The sequence below is a fragment of the Kribbella steppae genome (assembly GCF_004342025.1).
Taxonomy (GTDB): Bacteria; Actinomycetota; Actinomycetes; order Propionibacteriales; family Kribbellaceae; genus Kribbella; species Kribbella steppae.
Genome location: NZ_SLWN01000007.1, coordinates 80,298 through 97,641, shown reverse-complemented (window position 1 = coordinate 97,641; position 17,344 = coordinate 80,298). Strand labels below are relative to the sequence as shown.

Annotated in this window: 20 protein-coding genes; 10 read left to right on the top strand and 10 right to left on the bottom strand. The window is 67.6% G+C overall.

The genetic code is table 11. From position 1 onward, the window contains the following. Window positions 1-2 precede the first annotated feature (2 nt). From EV652_RS20895 to EV652_RS44660, 5 genes are read left to right on the top strand one after another with little or no spacing between them, the layout of a single operon-like run. On the top strand, window positions 3-998 hold the full coding sequence (locus EV652_RS20895; protein ID WP_132211282.1) for an ABC transporter ATP-binding protein: 996 nt from the start codon (window positions 3-5) through the stop codon (window positions 996-998). 56 nt (window positions 999-1,054) lie between these two features. Then, entirely contained in the window at window positions 1,055-1,975 is a 921-nt protein-coding gene (locus EV652_RS20890; RefSeq protein ID WP_242001938.1) for an ABC transporter ATP-binding protein, read from the top strand. Beyond that, on the top strand, window positions 1,959-4,364 hold the full coding sequence (gene pepN / locus EV652_RS20885) for an aminopeptidase N (RefSeq protein WP_132210870.1): 2,406 nt from the start codon (window positions 1,959-1,961) through the stop codon (window positions 4,362-4,364). Before EV652_RS20890 ends, pepN begins: the two co-directional genes overlap by 17 nt. A gap of 43 nt (window positions 4,365-4,407) precedes the next feature. Further along, window positions 4,408-4,830, top strand: a complete 423-nt coding sequence (locus tag EV652_RS20880; protein WP_199238312.1) for a hypothetical protein — start codon at window positions 4,408-4,410, stop codon at window positions 4,828-4,830. After that, entirely contained in the window at window positions 4,827-5,087 is a 261-nt protein-coding gene (locus tag EV652_RS44660) for a hypothetical protein (RefSeq protein ID WP_199238311.1), read from the top strand. Before EV652_RS20880 ends, EV652_RS44660 begins: the two co-directional genes overlap by 4 nt. Here the strand turns inward: EV652_RS44660 and EV652_RS20875 are convergent. The 8 genes from EV652_RS20875 to EV652_RS20845 form a co-directional block, all read right to left on the bottom strand. Next, window positions 5,014-5,895 carry a TIGR03619 family F420-dependent LLM class oxidoreductase gene (locus tag EV652_RS20875; RefSeq protein ID WP_132210869.1) on the bottom strand — a complete coding sequence of 294 codons (882 nt, stop codon included), beginning with the start codon at window positions 5,893-5,895 and terminating at the stop codon, window positions 5,014-5,016. The two genes, EV652_RS44660 and EV652_RS20875, sit on opposite strands and share 74 nt — an antisense overlap. Further along, window positions 5,892-6,347 carry a nucleoside deaminase gene (locus EV652_RS20870; protein WP_132210868.1) on the bottom strand — a complete coding sequence of 152 codons (456 nt, stop codon included), beginning with the start codon at window positions 6,345-6,347 and terminating at the stop codon, window positions 5,892-5,894. Before EV652_RS20870 ends, EV652_RS20875 begins: the two co-directional genes overlap by 4 nt. Window positions 6,348-6,356: 9 nt before the next feature. Further along, complete coding sequence (locus tag EV652_RS20865; protein ID WP_132210867.1) at window positions 6,357-7,250, bottom strand: NAD(P)-dependent oxidoreductase; 894 nt, start codon at window positions 7,248-7,250, stop codon at window positions 6,357-6,359. Beyond that, entirely contained in the window at window positions 7,247-7,408 is a 162-nt protein-coding gene (locus tag EV652_RS44090; RefSeq protein WP_158441208.1) for a hypothetical protein, read from the bottom strand. Before EV652_RS44090 ends, EV652_RS20865 begins: the two co-directional genes overlap by 4 nt. After that, complete coding sequence (locus EV652_RS20860) at window positions 7,408-8,835, bottom strand: four-carbon acid sugar kinase family protein (RefSeq protein WP_132210866.1); 1,428 nt, start codon at window positions 8,833-8,835, stop codon at window positions 7,408-7,410. Before EV652_RS20860 ends, EV652_RS44090 begins: the two co-directional genes overlap by 1 nt. Then, a complete protein-coding gene (locus EV652_RS20855) occupies window positions 8,832-10,283 on the bottom strand; it encodes an MFS transporter (protein WP_132210865.1) in 1,452 nt (483 codons plus the stop codon). The genes EV652_RS20860 and EV652_RS20855 overlap by 4 nt, the downstream gene beginning before the upstream one ends. A gap of 166 nt (window positions 10,284-10,449) precedes the next feature. Further along, window positions 10,450-11,166, bottom strand: a complete 717-nt coding sequence (locus EV652_RS20850) for a GntR family transcriptional regulator (protein ID WP_132210864.1) — start codon at window positions 11,164-11,166, stop codon at window positions 10,450-10,452. Window positions 11,167-11,225: 59 nt separating this feature from the next. Then, complete coding sequence (locus EV652_RS20845) at window positions 11,226-11,801, bottom strand: TetR/AcrR family transcriptional regulator (RefSeq protein ID WP_132210863.1); 576 nt, start codon at window positions 11,799-11,801, stop codon at window positions 11,226-11,228. A 79-nt stretch (window positions 11,802-11,880) separates the two neighbouring features. Between EV652_RS20845 and EV652_RS20840 the strand changes: the two genes are divergently transcribed. Further along, window positions 11,881-12,333: a pyridoxamine 5'-phosphate oxidase family protein gene (locus EV652_RS20840; RefSeq protein ID WP_158441207.1), complete on the top strand. Its 453-nt coding sequence runs from the start codon at window positions 11,881-11,883 to the stop codon at window positions 12,331-12,333. A gap of 48 nt (window positions 12,334-12,381) precedes the next feature. Here EV652_RS20840 and EV652_RS20835 read toward each other — a convergent pair whose 3' ends face one another. Together EV652_RS20835 and EV652_RS20830 are read right to left on the bottom strand one after the other, a co-directional pair. Beyond that, entirely contained in the window at window positions 12,382-12,879 is a 498-nt protein-coding gene (locus EV652_RS20835) for a type 2 periplasmic-binding domain-containing protein (RefSeq protein WP_132210861.1), read from the bottom strand. A 45-nt stretch (window positions 12,880-12,924) separates the two neighbouring features. Continuing rightward, complete coding sequence (locus EV652_RS20830) at window positions 12,925-13,944, bottom strand: LacI family DNA-binding transcriptional regulator (protein ID WP_132210860.1); 1,020 nt, start codon at window positions 13,942-13,944, stop codon at window positions 12,925-12,927. A 111-nt stretch (window positions 13,945-14,055) separates the two neighbouring features. On the opposite strand from EV652_RS20830, the gene EV652_RS44655 reads away from it, so the two are divergent. Genes EV652_RS44655 through EV652_RS20815 form a run of 4 tightly spaced genes read left to right on the top strand, consistent with a single transcriptional unit; the run spans window position 14,056 to window position 17,166 of the window. Beyond that, window positions 14,056-14,592 carry a type 2 periplasmic-binding domain-containing protein gene (locus EV652_RS44655; protein ID WP_199238310.1) on the top strand — a complete coding sequence of 179 codons (537 nt, stop codon included), beginning with the start codon at window positions 14,056-14,058 and terminating at the stop codon, window positions 14,590-14,592. Beyond that, on the top strand, window positions 14,517-15,413 hold the full coding sequence (locus EV652_RS20825) for an extracellular solute-binding protein (RefSeq protein ID WP_199238309.1): 897 nt from the start codon (window positions 14,517-14,519) through the stop codon (window positions 15,411-15,413). Before EV652_RS44655 ends, EV652_RS20825 begins: the two co-directional genes overlap by 76 nt. Continuing rightward, the gene (locus EV652_RS20820; protein WP_132210859.1) at window positions 15,413-16,327 is read left to right on the top strand and encodes a carbohydrate ABC transporter permease; all 915 of its coding nucleotides are present in this window, start codon (window positions 15,413-15,415) and stop codon (window positions 16,325-16,327) included. Before EV652_RS20825 ends, EV652_RS20820 begins: the two co-directional genes overlap by 1 nt. Then, on the top strand, window positions 16,324-17,166 hold the full coding sequence (locus EV652_RS20815; RefSeq protein ID WP_132210858.1) for a carbohydrate ABC transporter permease: 843 nt from the start codon (window positions 16,324-16,326) through the stop codon (window positions 17,164-17,166). Before EV652_RS20820 ends, EV652_RS20815 begins: the two co-directional genes overlap by 4 nt. The last annotated feature ends 178 nt before the right edge of the window (window positions 17,167-17,344 follow it).

Genomic DNA, 17,344 nt, shown 5'->3' with positions numbered 1-17,344 from the left:
CAATGGACTCCGTGCCTGACGCACAGCCCACCGGTCAGTTGCTCGAGGTGTCTGATCTCAGCGTCGAGTTCCGGACTGCTCGCGGCTGGGGCGTCGCGGTCGATGGCGTCGATCTCTCCTTGCGCCCTGGCCGCACGCTGGCCGTCCTCGGTGAGTCCGGGTCGGGGAAGAGCGCGACCGCACGAGCGATCATGGGCGTGCTGCCGGCCAGGGTCGGGCGGGTCAGTCGCGGGCAGGTCGTTCTGCACGGTCGCGACATCCTGCAGTTGCCGGTGGAGGAACGTCGTACCGTCCGTGGCGCCCAGGTGGGCATGGTCTTCCAGGACGCCTTGTCCGCGCTGAACCCGGTGCTGCCGGTCGGCTACCAGATCGGCGAGGGCTGCCGGGTGCACCTCGGGATGTCGCGCCGGGCGGCGCGGGAGCGGGCGATCGAGTTGCTCGAGCTGGTCGGGATTCCGGATGCGCGGCGGCGGGTCGACGACTACCCGCACCAGTTCTCCGGCGGGATGCGGCAACGGGTGATGATCGCGACCGCGCTGGCTGCCGACCCGGAGATCCTGATCGCTGACGAGCCGACGACCGCGCTCGACGTCACGGTGCAGGCGCAGATCCTGCAACTGCTGGCGAAACTGCAGGCCGACCGGCAGATGAGCCTCATGCTGATCACCCACGACATGGGCGTGGTCGCGGGGATGGCCGACGACATCCTGGTCATGTACGCCGGCCGCGTCGTCGAACAAGGCCCCGCGGACAAGGTGTTCGACAAGCCGGCGCACCCGTACACCCGGGCGTTGCTGGACTCGATCTGCACGCCTGAGCAGAAGGGCAAACCGCTCCGCGTGATCAGCGGCCAGCCGCCGGACCTCGGCAACCTGCCGTCCGGCTGTGCGTTCCGCACCCGCTGTCCGAAGGCGGTCGAACTTTGTCAGACAAGTCCACCCGTCATGCAGGTGTCACACGATCACTTCGGTAGCTGTCACTTCGCGGGAGGTGCCTGATGACCGTCGTCCTACGTGCTTCCGGCGTACGACGTACCTATCGCATCGGCGGACTGATGAGCAGGGGTCTGGTGCGTGCCGTCGATGGGGTGGACCTGGAGTTGCAGGCGGGGGAGACCCTCGGGATCGTCGGCGAGTCCGGCTCGGGAAAGTCCACTCTGGCGCAGTTGCTCGTCGGGATGGAACGGCCGACCGACGGCACGATCGACCTGCTCGGGGAGCCGCTGCACCTGATGCGCGGTCGTCGGCTACGGCGAGCGCGACGGGACATCCAGTTGGTCCACCAGGATCCGTACACGTCGCTGAATCCGCGGATGACGATCGGTGCGATCGTTCGTGAACCGCTGGAGATTCATCCGGATGTGGTGCCGCGCGCGCAGCGTCATGCCGCAGTGGCCGAGCTGCTCGAGATGGTGGGCCTGAACCCGGATTACATGGAGCGGTTGCCGCATCAGTTCTCTGGTGGCCAACGGCAACGAGTCGGGATCGCCCGGGCGTTGGCCTTGCGGCCGAAGGTGCTCGTGTGTGACGAGCCGGTGTCGGCGCTCGACGTGTCGGTGCAGGCGCAGATCATCAACTTGCTGGAGCGGCTGCAGCGTGAGCTGGGCCTGTCGTACGTCTTCATCGCGCACGATCTCGCGGTGGTGCAGCACATCGCCGACCGAGTTGCGGTGATGTACCTCGGCCGGTTCGTGGAGGAGGGCGGCCACGAGCAGGTGTACGAGCAGCCGCGTCATCCGTACACCAAGGCGTTGCTGGCCGCCGTACCGCAGCCGGATCGGTCTGCACGGCACCGACCGCTCGAACTGGTCCTGCAGGGTGAGCCGCCAAGCCCGTTGAATCCACCGTCCGGTTGTCATTTCCGGACCCGCTGCTGGCAGGCGCAGGACCGTTGCTCGGTTGACGATCCGGCTCTGCAGCGTGGTGTGGCCTGTCACTATCCATTGGGGGTGGAGATCCATGCTGGCCGATCCTGAGACCACTACCGGCGGCCTGACCGCGGCGGAGGCGGCAGCGCGATCCGCTGTCGTCTCGGTGCGGGCCTATCAGGTGTCACTGGACCTGACCGAGCTCCTCGAGACTGATGCCTTCGACTCGCGCACGGTGATCGAGTTCGAGTACGACGGAGTCGGTGGGCCGGGGATGACGTGGGTCGACCTCGTCGCCGGGCATGTCGCCTCGGTCGTGCTGGACGGGACGCTCCTGGACCCGGAAGAGGTTGTCCGGGGCAACCGGATTCGCATCGGTCCGCTGGGTGGACGGCATCGGCTGGAAGTGGTCGCGCGGCAGCGGACCGACGTCCCCGGACGCGGGTTGTCGCGGACTGTCGACAATCAGGATGTCTACGTGTGGACGCAGTTCCAGCCGTTCGACGCGCGGCGGGTGTTCGCGTGTTTCGATCAGCCGGATCTGAAGGCGACGTTCGCGTTCACGGTCCGGGCGCCGTTGGAGTGGTCCTGTGTGAGCAACCGGCTCGAGTCGTCGGTGATCGAGGACGGCGACGCGGCGATCTGGACGTTCCCGCCGACGGTCCCGCTGCCGACGTACGCGACGGCCGTTTGCGCCGGGCCGTTCCACGTCGTCCGGTCGGCCGGAATGGCCTTGTACGCAAGGCGATCGCTGGCCGCGCCGCTCGAGCGGAACGCGGCCGAGTTGTTCGCGTTGAGCCGACGTGGACTCGAGCTGTTCGAGGAGACCTTCGGCCTGGCGTACGACGGTGATTCCTACGACCACGTGTTCCTGCCGGACCAGGCCGGTGCGATGGAGAACCACGGGTGCGTGACCTGGAACGACCAGGTGATCTACCGGTCCGAGCCGACCGCCGAGCAGCGGCGCCGGCGGGCACTGGTGTTGCTGCACGAGATGGCGCACATGTGGTTCGGGAACCTGGTCACACCGCGATGGTGGGACGGGTTGTGGCTCAGCGAGTCCTTCGCGGACTGGGCCGCAGTCTGGGCGAGTGCTGAGCTCGGTGTGCTCGACAGTCGCTGGTCGGTGGCGATGGCGCTGGAGAAGGAACGGGCCGCTGACGCGGACCAGTTGTCGTCGACGCATCCGGTCAGCCGATCGGTGCCAGACCTGGCCGCGGCGGAGGCGAACTTCGACGCGATCACCTATGCCAAGGGCGCCTGCATGCTGCGCCAGTTGGTCGATCAGGTCGGCGAGGATGCCTTCCTGACCGGGTTGCGGGAGTACTTCAGATTGCATGCCGGAGGCAACGGCAGCCTCGCCGCACTGCTCGCCGCGCTGCAGCCGTTCGCCGCGATCGACCTGGCCGCGTGGTCCCGGGAGTGGCTGGAATCGAGCGGTATCAACACGCTCTCCCTTGAAACCACCAGCGAGGACGGCCGCTACACGTCCGCGGTCCTGGTGCAGTCGAACCCACCGCGGCGTCACAAGGTCTCGATCGGCGATCACCTGGTCGAGTTCACCGGAACGCAGACCGACGTACCAGCGCTGGTTGGAACGCCGACGGCGGACTTGCTGCTCCTTGATGCCGCCGACACGACGTACGCCCTATTACGTCCGGACGATGTGCACGCCTTGGTCAAGACAGCCCCAACACTGACGGATCTCGTCGCGCGCACGGTGGCCCGTCGTACCGTTCGAGGGCTATTGCGCGACGGAGCTCTCTCGGCTGCGGACGCGGTCGAGTACGTCGCCCGGTCGCTCGTCACCGAGAACGACGTGACTCATCTGAAGGCGCTCACTACGTTGGGCGCGGAGGCGGTAGGTCCCGCACACAGTGAGTCGCTCGAACGTCGACTCGCCGGCGCCTGCCTCGAAGCACTGGAGGTGGCGAAGGGCGACCACTGGCTGGTTCTCGTCGACGCTCTCGCCGACTTCGCCGACGAGTTGCCGTTGCTGGACTCGCTCCTCGCCGACGATCTGCCGCAGACGATCCGGTGGCGGCTCATCACTCGGCGGGTCGCCCTCGGGCTCGCCGATGACACCGCCGCTGAGTTGGCCCGCGACCACGACCCCGACGCGCGTTGGTACGCCGCCGCGGCGCGCGCAGCGGCTCCAACGCCGGAAGCGAAGAGCGCTGCGCTCGACCTGATGCTCACTGCGCCAGGTGTTCCGGTGGCGGCGTTGCGGACCTTCGGCCAGGCGTTCTGGCAACCGCGTCAGAGCGCCGTACTGGCGGAGTTCCCGATGCGGTTCCTGGATCGGTTGCCGGGCTTCGGTGAGCAGGCCGGTTGGCCGGCGGCTCAGCGGGTGGCGCTGTACGCGTTCCCGACCGTCGGCATCACCGACGCGTTCCTGGCCCGCGCTCTGGACCTCGACGTACCGCTGCTACTACGCCGGGCCCTGAGCGACCAGGCCGAGCAGGCGGCCCGGCGGCGGGTTGGTTCGCTGTCTTGATGGTCTTGCCGGAGCCGTCGCAGCCAGGCCCGCGGATGCCCGCGTGCAGGCCTGGGAAACCGTGATCGACACCACCACGTTCGCCAGTTACAGCGCATTGCAGGCCAGCTGGAACTACCTCTATCCGTGGGGCTCGGACCACAACGGGACCGCGCGGATGTATGCCAGCTCGTCCGACCACAACCACGTCTACCTGGAGTCCGGCGGCGTGCTGGTGCTCAAGGCGTCCCGGATCACCTGGGACGAAGGCAACAGTTCGTCCGACCCGTTCCTGCCGATCCACTACCACTCGGGGGCGATCCACGCGAAGCCTCAGGTGCTGGTCAACGACCAGTTCCCGGAGTGGGAGGTGAAGGGTGAGCGCGGAACTGGTTCAACACCTACGACGGTGGCTGGGAGAACACCATTGTCGGCGTCTCCAGCCCGGTCTCGTGGCACAACTACCGTGCCTGGATCACGAAGGTGAACGCGACCGACGTGGACATCCACTACTACCTGGACGGCAACTGGGTCGGGCAGCACCGCGGCTCGAACTTCGTCGGCAAGCCGATGAACATCATCATCAACCTGCAGATGGAGGGCGCGTCCAGCTCACCCGGCCCGACCACCGACACCTACTACCGGGCCCGCAACGTGTACGTCGGCCGCACTAGGGCTCGAGGGCTGCGACCTGCTCGAGGATGCGCCAGTCCTCTTCCGCGGTACGGCGTACGTCCGGGCTGATGTAGGTGTCCAGTACGACGTACTCGGCGCCCAGCTCGGCGAGGCCGGTCAGGTCCGACCGGATCTGGTCGAGAGACCCCTCGCCGAGCACCCGGTCGTCGTCGGCCAGCTTTCCCGTGGGATGGGCCCGGATCCGCGGACAAAGGGTCGGTGCCGCAACGCCCGCCTCGGCCGCAGCAGTTCGCAACATCGGCATCCCCTTGTCCCGCAGCCAGTGTGGATGCGGGTTGATCGGATGCCAGGCGTCACCGTGCCGGATCGCTCGCCGGATCGCAGCTCGGCCGGCCCCGCCGACCCACACCGGCGGGCGTCGGTCCGGCCGCGGTCCGGTGTGGATCTCGTCGTACGGCGCGTAGGGTCCGGGCGACGAGGTGATGTCGTTGCTCCAGGCATCCACGATCGCGGCCAGGTACTCGTCGGTGATGGCTCCGCGGCGGTCGAACGGTACGCCGAGTGCGGCGTACTCCTGCTCGGACCAGCCCGACCCGACGCCGAGCACGAACCGGCCGTTGCTGAAGTGGGCGAGGTTCGCGCCGACGCGGGCGGTCTGCAACGGGTGGCGGTAGGGGAGGACCAGGACCGAGGTGGCGAACTCGAGTCGCGTGGTGTGCGCGGCGAGCCAGGTGATCGTGGTGAACGGGTCGTAGAACGGGACCGGGTACAACGCCTGCACCTCGGGGGTCATGGCGAGGTGATCGGAGATTGTCGCCAGCGCGAACCCGGACCCCTCGGCGAACCGTGCCCAGCTGAGTAACGACTCCGGCGTGGTGCCGGGACCGTAATTGAGCAGGTTCAGCCCGAGTTTCACCGTTGGCTCTCCAGGAAGGCGGTGAACGGCTCGCGTGCCTCGGGCAGCTCGACCTGCTCGATCCGGCCAGGATCGAGTTGGCGGGCCGCTGCCTGGATGTCGAACAGCACGGGTGCGAACGGCGTACCGAGATCCGGCACCCATTCCTTCGGTGCCGCGTAGACGATCCGGTCGATCTCGGCCGCGATCGCGACCGTGTGGCAGATCGGGCACGGCTCGCAGCTCGTGTAGAGCGTCGTACCGGCCAGCGTGATCGTCCCGAGCTCCCGGCAAGCGGCCCGTACGGCGACCACCTCGCCATGTGCTGTGGGGTCGTTGTCCGCCAGTGACGTGTTCACTCCGGTCGCGACGACGTCGTCACCGTTCGCGATGACCGCGCCGAACGGCAACTGGCCCTCGGCTCCGTTCGCCCGCGCCAACTCGACCGCCTGTCGTAACAACGCAACGTCCATGGGCAGACGCTACCCGGCCGAAGGTCGTGAAGGACGACCGCGGAGGATGTCATAGACGACGGAGTCGTCTTTGCGGCCGAGACCCTTGCGGCGACCGGTGAGGTAGAGCTGTTCGGCTGTGGCGGCGAGGGGTGTGGGTTGCGCGACCGACTTCGCGGTGGCGGTGACGATACCCATGTCCTTGACGAAGATGTCGAGGGCGCTGCGAACGTCGTCGAAGGCGCCGGTGACCATCCGGCCACCACGGTCGCTGAACATGAAGGAGCCGGCGGCCCCGGACTTCAGCGCCTCCCAGGTCGCTTCGACGTCGAGGCCCATCGAGTCGGCCAGTGCCAGGGCCTCGCCGGCCGCGGCGATGTGGACGCCGCAGAGTAGCTGGTTGACGACCTTGACCTTCTGACCGTCGCCCGGGTCCGGGCCGACCACCGGGGCGGTCGAGGCCATCGCGTCGATGATCGGCCGGGATACCGCCAGGTCCTCTACGGAGCCCGAGACCATCACCAGCAGGTCACCCTTGGCAGCCCTGGCCACACCACCGGAAACCGGTGCGTCGACGAGGCCGACCCCGAGCTCGCCGAGGCGCCGGGCCCAGCCCTCGACCGGGCCCGGACCGACGGTCGCCATCACGATCACGACTGCTCCGGTCTCGAGCTGAGCGGCCGCGCCATCCGCGCCGAAGAGGACCGCCTCGACCTGGTCCGGGGTCGCCACCATCAGGACGAGGACGTCCGCCCCCTTCGCCGTCGCCCCGATCGAATCGACCGCGGTCAGGCCTCCGCCGGCCAGCGATCGGGCTCGGTCGAGTGAAACGTCGTACGCCGTGACAGCGTGGCCGGCCGCCGCGACGCACTGGGCCATCGGGCCACCCATGGCGCCCAATCCGATCCATCCGATGCTGGTCATATCAATGGCTCCTTGCGGGAGAGGGAAGTGATCTTCTCGGTGGCGACGGCCGCCATCGCCGCGACCGCGGCGCGCTGGATCCTCAGCAGGTCGTCGCCGTCCTGTGCGGTGCCCACGGCCTGTTCGGCCGCGAGCAGATCGGTGCCATGGGCAAGCATTACCGGACTCCTTCCGTCGCGGACCGGAGTCGGTCGAGGACCAGGGCGAGGGCGTCGACTCCACCGACGTTGCCGGGGAAGACGACGAAGGCGCAGCCGAGTACGTCGGCCGGGGCCTCGTCCGGGGTGAACAGGGAGATCTGGCCGGGCAGGAACTGGCCGGCGACGGTGGCGCGCCGGATCCCTAGACCACGGACGGCCAGGTCGTGCGAGGTGATGCCGCCCTTGGCGATGACCCAGGCGGGCCGGGCGGCGCGGGCCTTCTCGACGACGGTGACGAGTGCTGTCGACACCGAGCGGGCGATGTCCAGGCTCGCGTCCGGGTCGTCGTCCACGGCCACCAGATCACGGCTGGTGCAGACCAGGACGTCCGAGTGCGGCAGGGCCGCGACGATCCGGGCCGCCGTCTTGTCGATGTGGCTCGCGGCGGTCGACGGGTCGAGCAGGGCGGGAACGTGGAGCTCGATCTCGACGAGACCGCCGCGCTGCCGTGCTTCCCGCACCTGCCGGGTGGTCAGACCGACGTGGCTGCCGACGGCGATCAGGCCGTGTGGGGTGCGGGAGCTGTCGATGGCGATGTCGGCCAGTTCCTTCGCCTCGATCCCGGCCAGTGCCCGGACGAAGGAGGGCCCGGATCGGGTCAGGAAGGTTTTACCGGCGTCCTGGGTCAGTTGCAGTCCCAGGGCGACCACCTCGAGATCGGCGTACGACGTGCAGTTGACGACCACCCAGCCGAGCCCGGACACCTCGGTGAGGATCTCGGCGACCCGCTCAGGGCCGCCGATCCGGATGTCGTCGAGGGAGAGACTTCGGACGTCCGCCGCGGCGACCGTTCCGCCGGACCGCTCCGCGATGAAGTCCCGCAGGTCCGACGAGGTGTAGCCGAAGGTCTTGTCCCTGGCGAACTCGGTGTCGGCGGCCGGCGTCGGCACCCCGTCGACGACAGCGAAGTGGACGTCGTCGACGGTGAACCGGCCTGCCTCGATCATGGCCGGGCAGAACAGCACACCGTCCACCGGACGGCCGATGACGGCCAGGTGCTCGGCCGCGATCGCCTCGATCTCGGCGTGCACGTGGCCGCGCAGGGTGCTGTCGCTGCGGGAGACCACCTCGACGGTCGCCCCGGTGTCGGCGGCGAGGGTGTAGAGGTCGTACGCCGCGGCCCGGTTCACGTCGACGGCCTGGCTCTCGTCGAGCGCCCGGGTGTTGGTGAGGACGAAGCAGGTGTCTGCGGGAGCGGCGAGCCCAGCGGCGTACTCGGACCGTTCGAGCACCGTCACGACCGAGACACCGTGCACCGCCTGCGACCCGGTCGGGTCGTCGTCCAGAACGGCCAGTCGCCGGCCGGTACGCCGGTTGTGCTCGCGAATCCGGGTGGCTGCGCCCGGGACCTCGAGCACAGCCGGCAGCGTCCCGGAGGCGGTCATGCCAGGGCCTTCTCGGTCGAGGTGGCGGTGGAACCAGAGGTGACCTTCAGCTTGCGGCCGACCGGCTCGATCTTGCCCTGATAGCCGACGAAGGTGATGCAGGCGAACAGGATCATGCCGATCACCCCCACCCCGGCGATGGTGTACGTCGCCATGTCCTGGGCGTGAGCGTTGACGGCCAGTTGGGCGGCGTCGAGGGTGCCGGTCTTCGGCGGCGAGACGTAGCCGTAGGCGTTCAGGACGGCAGCGCGGATGTTCGGGGCGAAGAAGCCGCCGAGATTGCCCAGAGAGTTGATCAGGCCGATGCCGGCCGCCGCGGCGGCGCCGGTCAGGATCGACGCGGGGAAGGTCCACATGATCGGCTGGACCGAGACCAGCGAGCCCGCGACCAGGCAGAGGAAGGCGATCGCGACGACCGGCTCGGCCTTGAACAGCACCGACCCGGTCAGGCCGATCACGGCCAGCGAGTAGGCGAAAACGGCCGTCCACCGGCGCTGGCCGGTCTTGTCGGAGAACAGGGTGGTGTAGCGGGTGATCACCAGCGCGACGATCCAGGGGATGGCGGTGATGACGCCGACGAGGAAGCCGACCTTCTGACCGGTCAGCGCCTGGACCTGACTGGGCAGGTAGAAGGTGAAACCGTACATGCAGATCTGGACGGAGAAGGAGCAGAGCGCGATGTACACCAGGCGGGGATTGGTCAACGGCTTGTACCAGGGCTCGTGGTGGCCGCGGCCGGCCGCGGCCCGCTCCTCGTTGTCCAGCGCGATGGCGGCGTTGAGGACCTTCTTCTCCCCGGCGGTCAGCCACTTCGCGTCGTCCGGCTTGGAGTCCAGGTAGAAGTACACCCAGAACCCGAAGACCACAGTGAGCAGACCCTCGAGTCCGAACATCCACTGCCAGCCGGCCAGACCGAGTACGCCGTGCATGTCGAGGAAGGCACCGGACACCGGTCCACCGAGTACGTACGCCAGCGGGATACCCATCATGAACAGCCCGGTGAACCGCGAGCGATACTCGGCGACCGCCCAGTAGGTGATGTACAAGATGACGCCTGGGAAGAGGCCGGCTTCCGCGACCCCCAGCAGCACGCGGACGCCGTAGAAGATCCACTCGTTGTGCGCGAACGCCATCAGCGCGGAAATGACGCCCCAGGTCACCATGATCCGGGCCAGCCAGAACTTGGCGCCGACCCGGTGCAGCAGCAGGTTCGACGGCACCTCGAAGAAGGCGTAGGCGACGAAGAAGATGCCGGCCCCGAGGGCGTACGCGGTCTCGGTCAGGCCGGTGTCGGCCATGTATTCGGTCTTGGCGAAACCGATGTTCACCCGATCCAGGAAGGCCAGGGTGTACATCAGCAGCAAGACCGGCACCAGGCGCCACTGCACCTTGCGCATGATCGAGCCCAGCGTCGCCTCCGCGGCGCTGCCAGTACGTGGGGATGGCATGGTCGGACCTCGATTCGTCGGAGCCCTGGGGCGTCGGGCCGCGGAGGGGTGCGGGTAACCGGAGCGTTGCGTGGAGATGACGGCTCACCGTGCCACGAAAATCTATATAAAATAGATTTTGAGGTCCAGAGGTGGTCCTGTGTGACCTGCGTCACAGGTACAGGCGTCAGCGGGGTTGGGCGGCCAGGTCCTTCAGGGACCGCCGGCGGATCTGGTTCATGTGGCTGCGCATGGCCTCGATGGCACCCGGCAGATCGCCCTGCTGGAAGGCGGTCAGGATCGCCGCGTGCTCACGGACCGCGAACTGCGAGTCGTTCACACCGACCACGACACCTTGGCGTCGCCGGTGCAGGTGTCCGCCCAGTCCCTCAGCCATCTGTACGACGTACCGGTTGCTGGACCGGTGCAGGATCGCCAGGTGGAAGGACCAGTCGGCCTCGAAGTACTCCCGCTGCCGAGCCGTCACCGACGGATCGCCGGCCGGGAGCTCGGCGAGGCGCCGAGCAGCTGCCTCGTGCTTGTCCTGCGCCGTCTCGAGCTGGCGAACCAGGCTGTCCAGCTCGCCGGAGATCAACTCCATCGCGCCGAGTTCCAGCAGCTCCCGGGCGTCGACGAGCTCCGACATCTGGGCTTCGGCCAGCAGCGGGGCGACCCGGTAGCCCTTCTGCGCGACACGGGTCACCAGGCCGGTCGTCTCGATCCTGGCCAGTGCCTCCCGGACTGGCGTGGGGGACACGTTGAGCAAGGTGGCGAGGTGCTCGATCCGCAGCGCCTGCCCCGGCTCGACGCGGCCGCTGATCAGCAGGTCGATGAGCGCCTCGTAGACCCGGTCGCTGAGGACGAGCCGGTCGCTCTCGTCCAGCGGGCTCACCGGCAAGGACACGGCTGCCCCCTTCCGCGAAATGTCGCCCGATACTCGATCCGTAGCCTAACCCGTGGCCGTCACCCGTTGGCGACGGTCACCACCAGGTCCGCTGCGCGGTTGGTGAGCTCGCGCCGACCGGTGGTGCCGGCGTGGATCTGCAGCGCGACGCCGTCGAGGACGGAGGTGATCAGGCGTGCCCGGGCGGAGATCTCCGCGTCCCGCAACCCGGGGGAGACCCGGCGGAGCAGGACGCCGAGCTCGCGGTAGAAGGTCTCGTAGATCTCGCGGTTGAGCTCGCGGAAGCGCTCGTGGTGGTAGGCGAGCAGGGACATCGTTCCGAAGATGCTGCCTGCGCCGGTGGTCCAGTTCCGGACGAGTGCGCGGGCGGCCGTCTTCAGGCCTTCGGCCGACTCGACGGTCGTCGCCAGCCGCACGGCCTCGAGGTCGCGGTCGAACTCGGCCCTGATGACTGCCTCGAGCAGATCGTCGCGGGTGGCGAAGTAGTACTGCAGGTTGCCGAGCTTCATCTCCGCCTTGGCCGCGACCCGGCGCAGCACGAACTGGTCGAACCCCTCCTCGACCAGCAATTCACGCGCCGTCGCCAGCAACGCGTCGCGCCGGGCCTGGCCACGGTGGCTCAGCGAGGTGCTCATGGACAGGCAGTCTACCGCTCTAGGTCAATGACCTATTATGGGTCACTGACCTAGAACTAAACCGATGAAGGGAACTTCCATGCCAGACCGCCTGACCGTCGCAGCGCGCGAAGCGTTCCTGTCCGACGTCCGGATCGGCGTCCTCAGCGTCGCGTCGGACCGGCCCGACCGGGCACCGATCAGTGCGCCCGTGTGGTACGACTACAGCCCCGAGACCGGCATCGTCACGATCATGATGAACGCGAAGTCGCGCAAAGGTGTGGCGCTCGAGGCTGCCCAGCGTTTCGTCCTCGTCGTCCAGTCCGAGGCGCTCCCGTACCGCTATGTGACCGTCGAGGGCCCGCTGACCGAGGTACGGCGTCCCGACACCGAGAAGGACCTGCTCCCGCTGGCTGTCCGCTACCTCGGCGAGGAAGGCGGCCGGGCCTACGCGAAGGGTTGGGAGGAGGCAGGTGCCGCGGACACCGACCTCGTCTATGTCATGAAGCCGACCCACTGGAACACAGCCGACTTCAGCAACGACCTCGCCTGATGGCGTTCCGCTCGCTCCCCGCTCCGAGGGAAGGGAGGGTCGGGCTTCTCAGCCGTGTTTGTCTTTGTACCGCTGGCGGGCGGTATTGACGAGCTCTAGGTAGCGCTTGGAGCCCTTGGCTTCCAGCTCCTGCTGGAAAGCGTCCCACTCGGTGAGTGGCTTGCGGCCGAGGATGAATTCGAGCGTACGGCGGTCGACGGTGTCCTTGAGTGGGGTCGTGAGCAGCGTGACCTGTTCGCGTTCGGCGTCCGAGAGCCGAGCGGGTGGACTCTCGGGCGCCGGCTTGCGGGTGGCCAGAGTGGCCTTCTGGAACGCCACTTCCTCGTCCGACTGCATCGAGCGTTCCAGCTCCGTCGTCAGCCCGTCCTGCAGCGCGTTCAGGGCAAAGCCGTAGTCGCGCTCCAGGTCCTTCTTGGCGCCCGGGTTGAGGCTCAGGTAGCCGATCCCGTCCGCGAGCTTTCGCTTGCCTGCGGCATCCTTGTGCTGCGGTGTGGCCGGCCCGTAGACGAAGCACGTCGGCGAGGAAAGCTCGCGGTATAGCGTCACGAGATCGCTGTGAAGAGCGGCGCGGAATTCCGATAGTTTCGACGCTCAGTACGTCGAGATTCCCGTCGTACTCTCGCGGACCACCAGGTCGTAGTCGGCCGGGACTTCGGCCGGTGCGGACTGGTCGCCGTCGAGCCGGTTGAGCAGGAGCTGGACGGCATGCTTGGCGATCTGGGTCTTGTCCGGCCGGATGGTGGTGAGGCTGGGGGTGCTGTAGCGACCGTCCTCGATGTCGTCGAAGCCGACGAGGGCGATGTCCTCGGGCACGCGGAGGCCGCGGCTGAGGATTGTGCGCAGGGCGCCCAACGCGAGCAGGTCGTTGTAGCAGAAGACGGCGTCCGGGGGATCGGGCAACGCCAGCAGGTCGGCCATCGCGGCGGCGCCGTCGGCGCGGTGGAAGAACTCGGTGGGGCGGATCAGCTCCGGGACGACCTCCACGCCGGCTGCACGCAGAGCATTCTGGTACCCCTGGGTTCGCAGCCGGCCGGTCTGGCGACTCTCGTCGGACTGGTCGCCGATCGCGGCGATCCGCTGCCGGCCGAGCGCGATCAGGTGCCGGGTGGCGAGCTCCGCGGCTCCGACGTTGTCGACCATGATGTGGTCGAGCCCGCCCTGGACCACGCGCTCACCCAGCAGCACCACTGGCGTGGACGACGGTCGGTCACGCAGATCGGCGTCGCCCAGCGCGAGCGGGTTGAAGATCAGCCCGTCGAACATGGCCGCCCGGCTGCCGCGCATCACCAGCTCCCGCTCGCGGACCGGGTCGCCGTCGGTCTGGTCCACGACCACCGTGTAGCCGGCAGCCGCCGCCTGCTCGATGACCGCCCGGGTCAGCTCGGCGAAATACGGTACGTCGAGCTCAGGCAGGACCAGTGCGATCAGCCCGGATCGCCCGCGCCGCAGCGTCCGGGCGACCGCGTTCGGCTGGTACCCGAGCTCGTCGAGCGCTCGCTGCACCTTTGCCCGGGTGTCCGGCGCGACCTGAGGGAAGTCGTTGACGACGTTCGACACGGTCCGGACCGAGACGCCGGCTCGCTCGGCGACTTCACGCAGTGTGGCGGGCACTGGGTACCTCTTCCCGGTCGACGAAGTCTTGACACTTGCAACGTTGCAAGTTTAGCGTTCCCAGCATCGTTTGCAACGTTGCAAGCCCCAGCAAAGTCATGAGGACGCGACATGACCCATTCCCTTTCAGTCCCGGTTTCCCGGCGTACAGTGCTCCGGGGTGCTGGTGCCGCCCTGGTGGCCGGCGGCCTCGGCGCCTGCGCTCCGGGTAACACCACCGGCAGCAGTCCGCTGCCCACCAGCAGCGCGACCACGCCGCCGTCCGGTGAGATCACCATCTGGGACCGCACCGGCGACCTGTTCAAGGTGTTCGACAAGGCGATCGCGACGTTCACCGCGAAGTACCCGCAGGTGAAGGTCAACCACCTCGCCGTCGACATCAACGCCAAGCTCCCGGCCACGCTGATCAGCGGTGCCGGTGTCCCCGACGGTGCCTTCTACGACGACGCGCTGCTCACCGGCGTCGCACCGCACCTGCACGACCTCAGTCAGCTGATCGACCAGTACAAGCCGGACATCGCGCCGTACAAGCTCGGTGTGGTCACCGTCGACGGCAAGGTCGTCGCGGTGCCGTGGGACCTCGACCCGGCCTGCTGTTCTACCGCGAGGACATCGTCACCCAGGCCGGCGTCGATCCGGCGAGTCTGACCACGTACGACGCCCTGCTCGGCGCGGCCAGGACGGTCCGGGACAAGTTCCCGAAGGCCAGGCCGATCCATCTGGAGAACGACCAGTTCCTGGCCCAGTTGTGGGTCGACATGTTCGCCAACCAGCAGGGCGGCGCGATGGTCGATGCCCAGGGCAAGCTCACGATCGACTCCGACCCCTACCGCACAACGCTCACCTGGCTGGACGCGGTCCGCTCCGAAGGGCTGGGGACGCTGGCGAAGTACACCCAGCCGACCGACCTGCAGACCCAGGACAACGGCACCCAGGTGTTCGTTCCGTGGGCGCAGTGGTTCGTGTTCGCGCCGCAGCAGTTGCTGAAGGCAAGCAAGGGCAAGTGGCGGGCGATGGCCCTGCCCGCCTGGCAGGCCGGTGGTCCGCGGGCGGGTGTGATGGGCGGCTCGTCGTTCGTCATCCCGGCCAAGTCGAAGAACCCGGAGCTGGCCTGGCGGCTGTACGAGCACCTCGTCTTCAGCAAGGAGGGGTACACCGCGGTCTACGGGCCGAACGACGTGTACCCGGGTGGGTTGAACACGTCGATCCCGTCGTACCTGCCGGCGCTCGATCCGGACACTCCGCTGTTCAAGCCGATCGACGCGCTCGGCGGTCAGGACCTGTGGAAGGTGGCGGTCGAGGCCGGTCAGCAGGTCCCGGGTGGCTACACGATCCCGACCTGGTGGGGCAAGGCGGTCGACTACTTCGGCGTCAACGTGCAGAAGTTGCTCGCCGGACAGATGAGCCCGGACGAGGTGCTCAAGACGTCGGCGACCCAGATCCAGAAGAACCTGATGGGGCCTAGTTGATGGTGACCGTCACCGAAGCGGCCGGCACCCGGCGGGAGGCGCGTCCAGTACGACGCCGCCGTCGGGTCAAAGCCGCACCCTACCTGTTCGTCGCACCGTTCGTCCTGGTCTTCGCGGCGTTCAGTGCCTATCCGATCTTCTTCGCACTCCAGCTGAGTTTCACCAACTGGCATGGCGCCGGGGTGCTGGAGTTCATCGGGTTCGCGAACTACCGGTTCCTGTTGGCCAGTCCGGACTTCTGGCAGTCGATGGCGACGTCGGGTGCACTGTGGCTGCTCGTCGTACCTGCGCAGGTTCTGCTGGCGTTGACGATTGCGGTTGCGTTGCGCAAGGCAAGGTTTCGTGGGTTGTTCAGTGCCGCGCTGATCGCGCCGTTCGTGACGCCGCTGGTGGCGATGGCGCAGGTCTGGATCATCTTGTTCGACAAGGATTTCGGCGCGGTCAACCACGGTCTGACCTCGCTGGGATTGCCTGCGATCGGATGGTTGACCACGTCGGTGTGGGCGAAGGTGACCATCGCGCTGTTGGTGCTGTGGCGAACGACGGGGTACGCCGTCATCTTGTTGATGGCAGGATTGTCGACAATCCCAGCGGATGTCTACGAGGCGGCTCGGATCGACGGAGCCAACGCGTGGCATCAGTTCTGGTCGATCACGGTTCCGTTGGTGACCCGGACGTTGAGCTTCGTCGTGGTGATCGGGACGCTGACCGTCTTCCAGTTGTTCGCCGAGCCGTACGTCGTGACCGGCGGCGGACCGTTCAACGGCACCCGGACCGCGGGGCTCTATCTCTACAAGCACATCACCAACTCCGACCTCGGACTCGGTGCCGCGAACTCGATGCTGCTCGTGGTGATGGTGCTCGCCCTGTCGCTCGCCTCCATCCGGCTACTGCGTTCGAGGGAGGACCGATGAAGCTCGGTGTGATCGGCCGCTATGGCCTCCTGACCGTGGCTGGTCTCATCAGCCTGGCGCCGCTGCTGTGGATGATGGTCTCGTCGCTGAAACCTGGCGGGGATATCATCGCCCGGCCGTTCAGCTTCGATCCGGGTCAGCTGACGCTGCACAACTTCCGGGCGATGCTGGACACGATCCCGATCGAGACCGGCTTCCGGAACACCGCGATCGTCGTCCTGCTCAAGGGCGCGCTGACGATGATCTTCTGTCCGATGGCCGGGTTCGCGTTCGCGAAGTACGACTTTCCGGGCAAGCGGCTGCTGTTCGGCACCGTGCTGGCCACGCTGATGCTGCCGACCCTGGTGCTGCTGATCCCGCTGTTGCTGGAGATGAGTCAGCTCGGCTGGGTCAGCACGTTCCAGGCGCTCATCCTGCCCGGCGCGATCGACGCCTTCGGGGTGTTCTGGATGCGTCAGGTGATCATGTCCATCCCGGACGAACTGCTCGACGCCGCCCGGGTCGACGGAGCCGGTGAGCTGCGGATCTTCGCGAGCATCGTGCTGCCGGTGATCCGGCCGGGTCTGGCGGCCCTCGGCGTACTGACCTTCATCAACATCTACAACGACTTCGTCTGGCCGGTCGTGGCGGTGAACGACGAGCAGCACCAGACCCTGCAGGTGATGCTGTCCGCCCTGGCGCAGAACATCCGCTCGGGTCAGCTCGGCGCCGACTGGACCAGCGTCTGGGGCCAACTGCTCGCCGCCAGCACCATCGCCGCGATCCCGGTGCTCATCGTCTTCATCGTCCTGCAACGTCACCTGATCAAGGGCGTCATGGCCGGCAGCCTCAAAGGCTGACGCACCCTACTTGGAGAATCCATCGTGAACACACCACGTCCCGAATACCCCCGCCCACACTTCGACCGCTCGGACCGGTGGCTGAACCTGAACGGGGAGTGGGACTTCGCTCGGGACCCGGACGATCTGGGTCGCGGTGCCGCTGGCAGCGGCCTGACCACTGGCCGTCCGACACCAC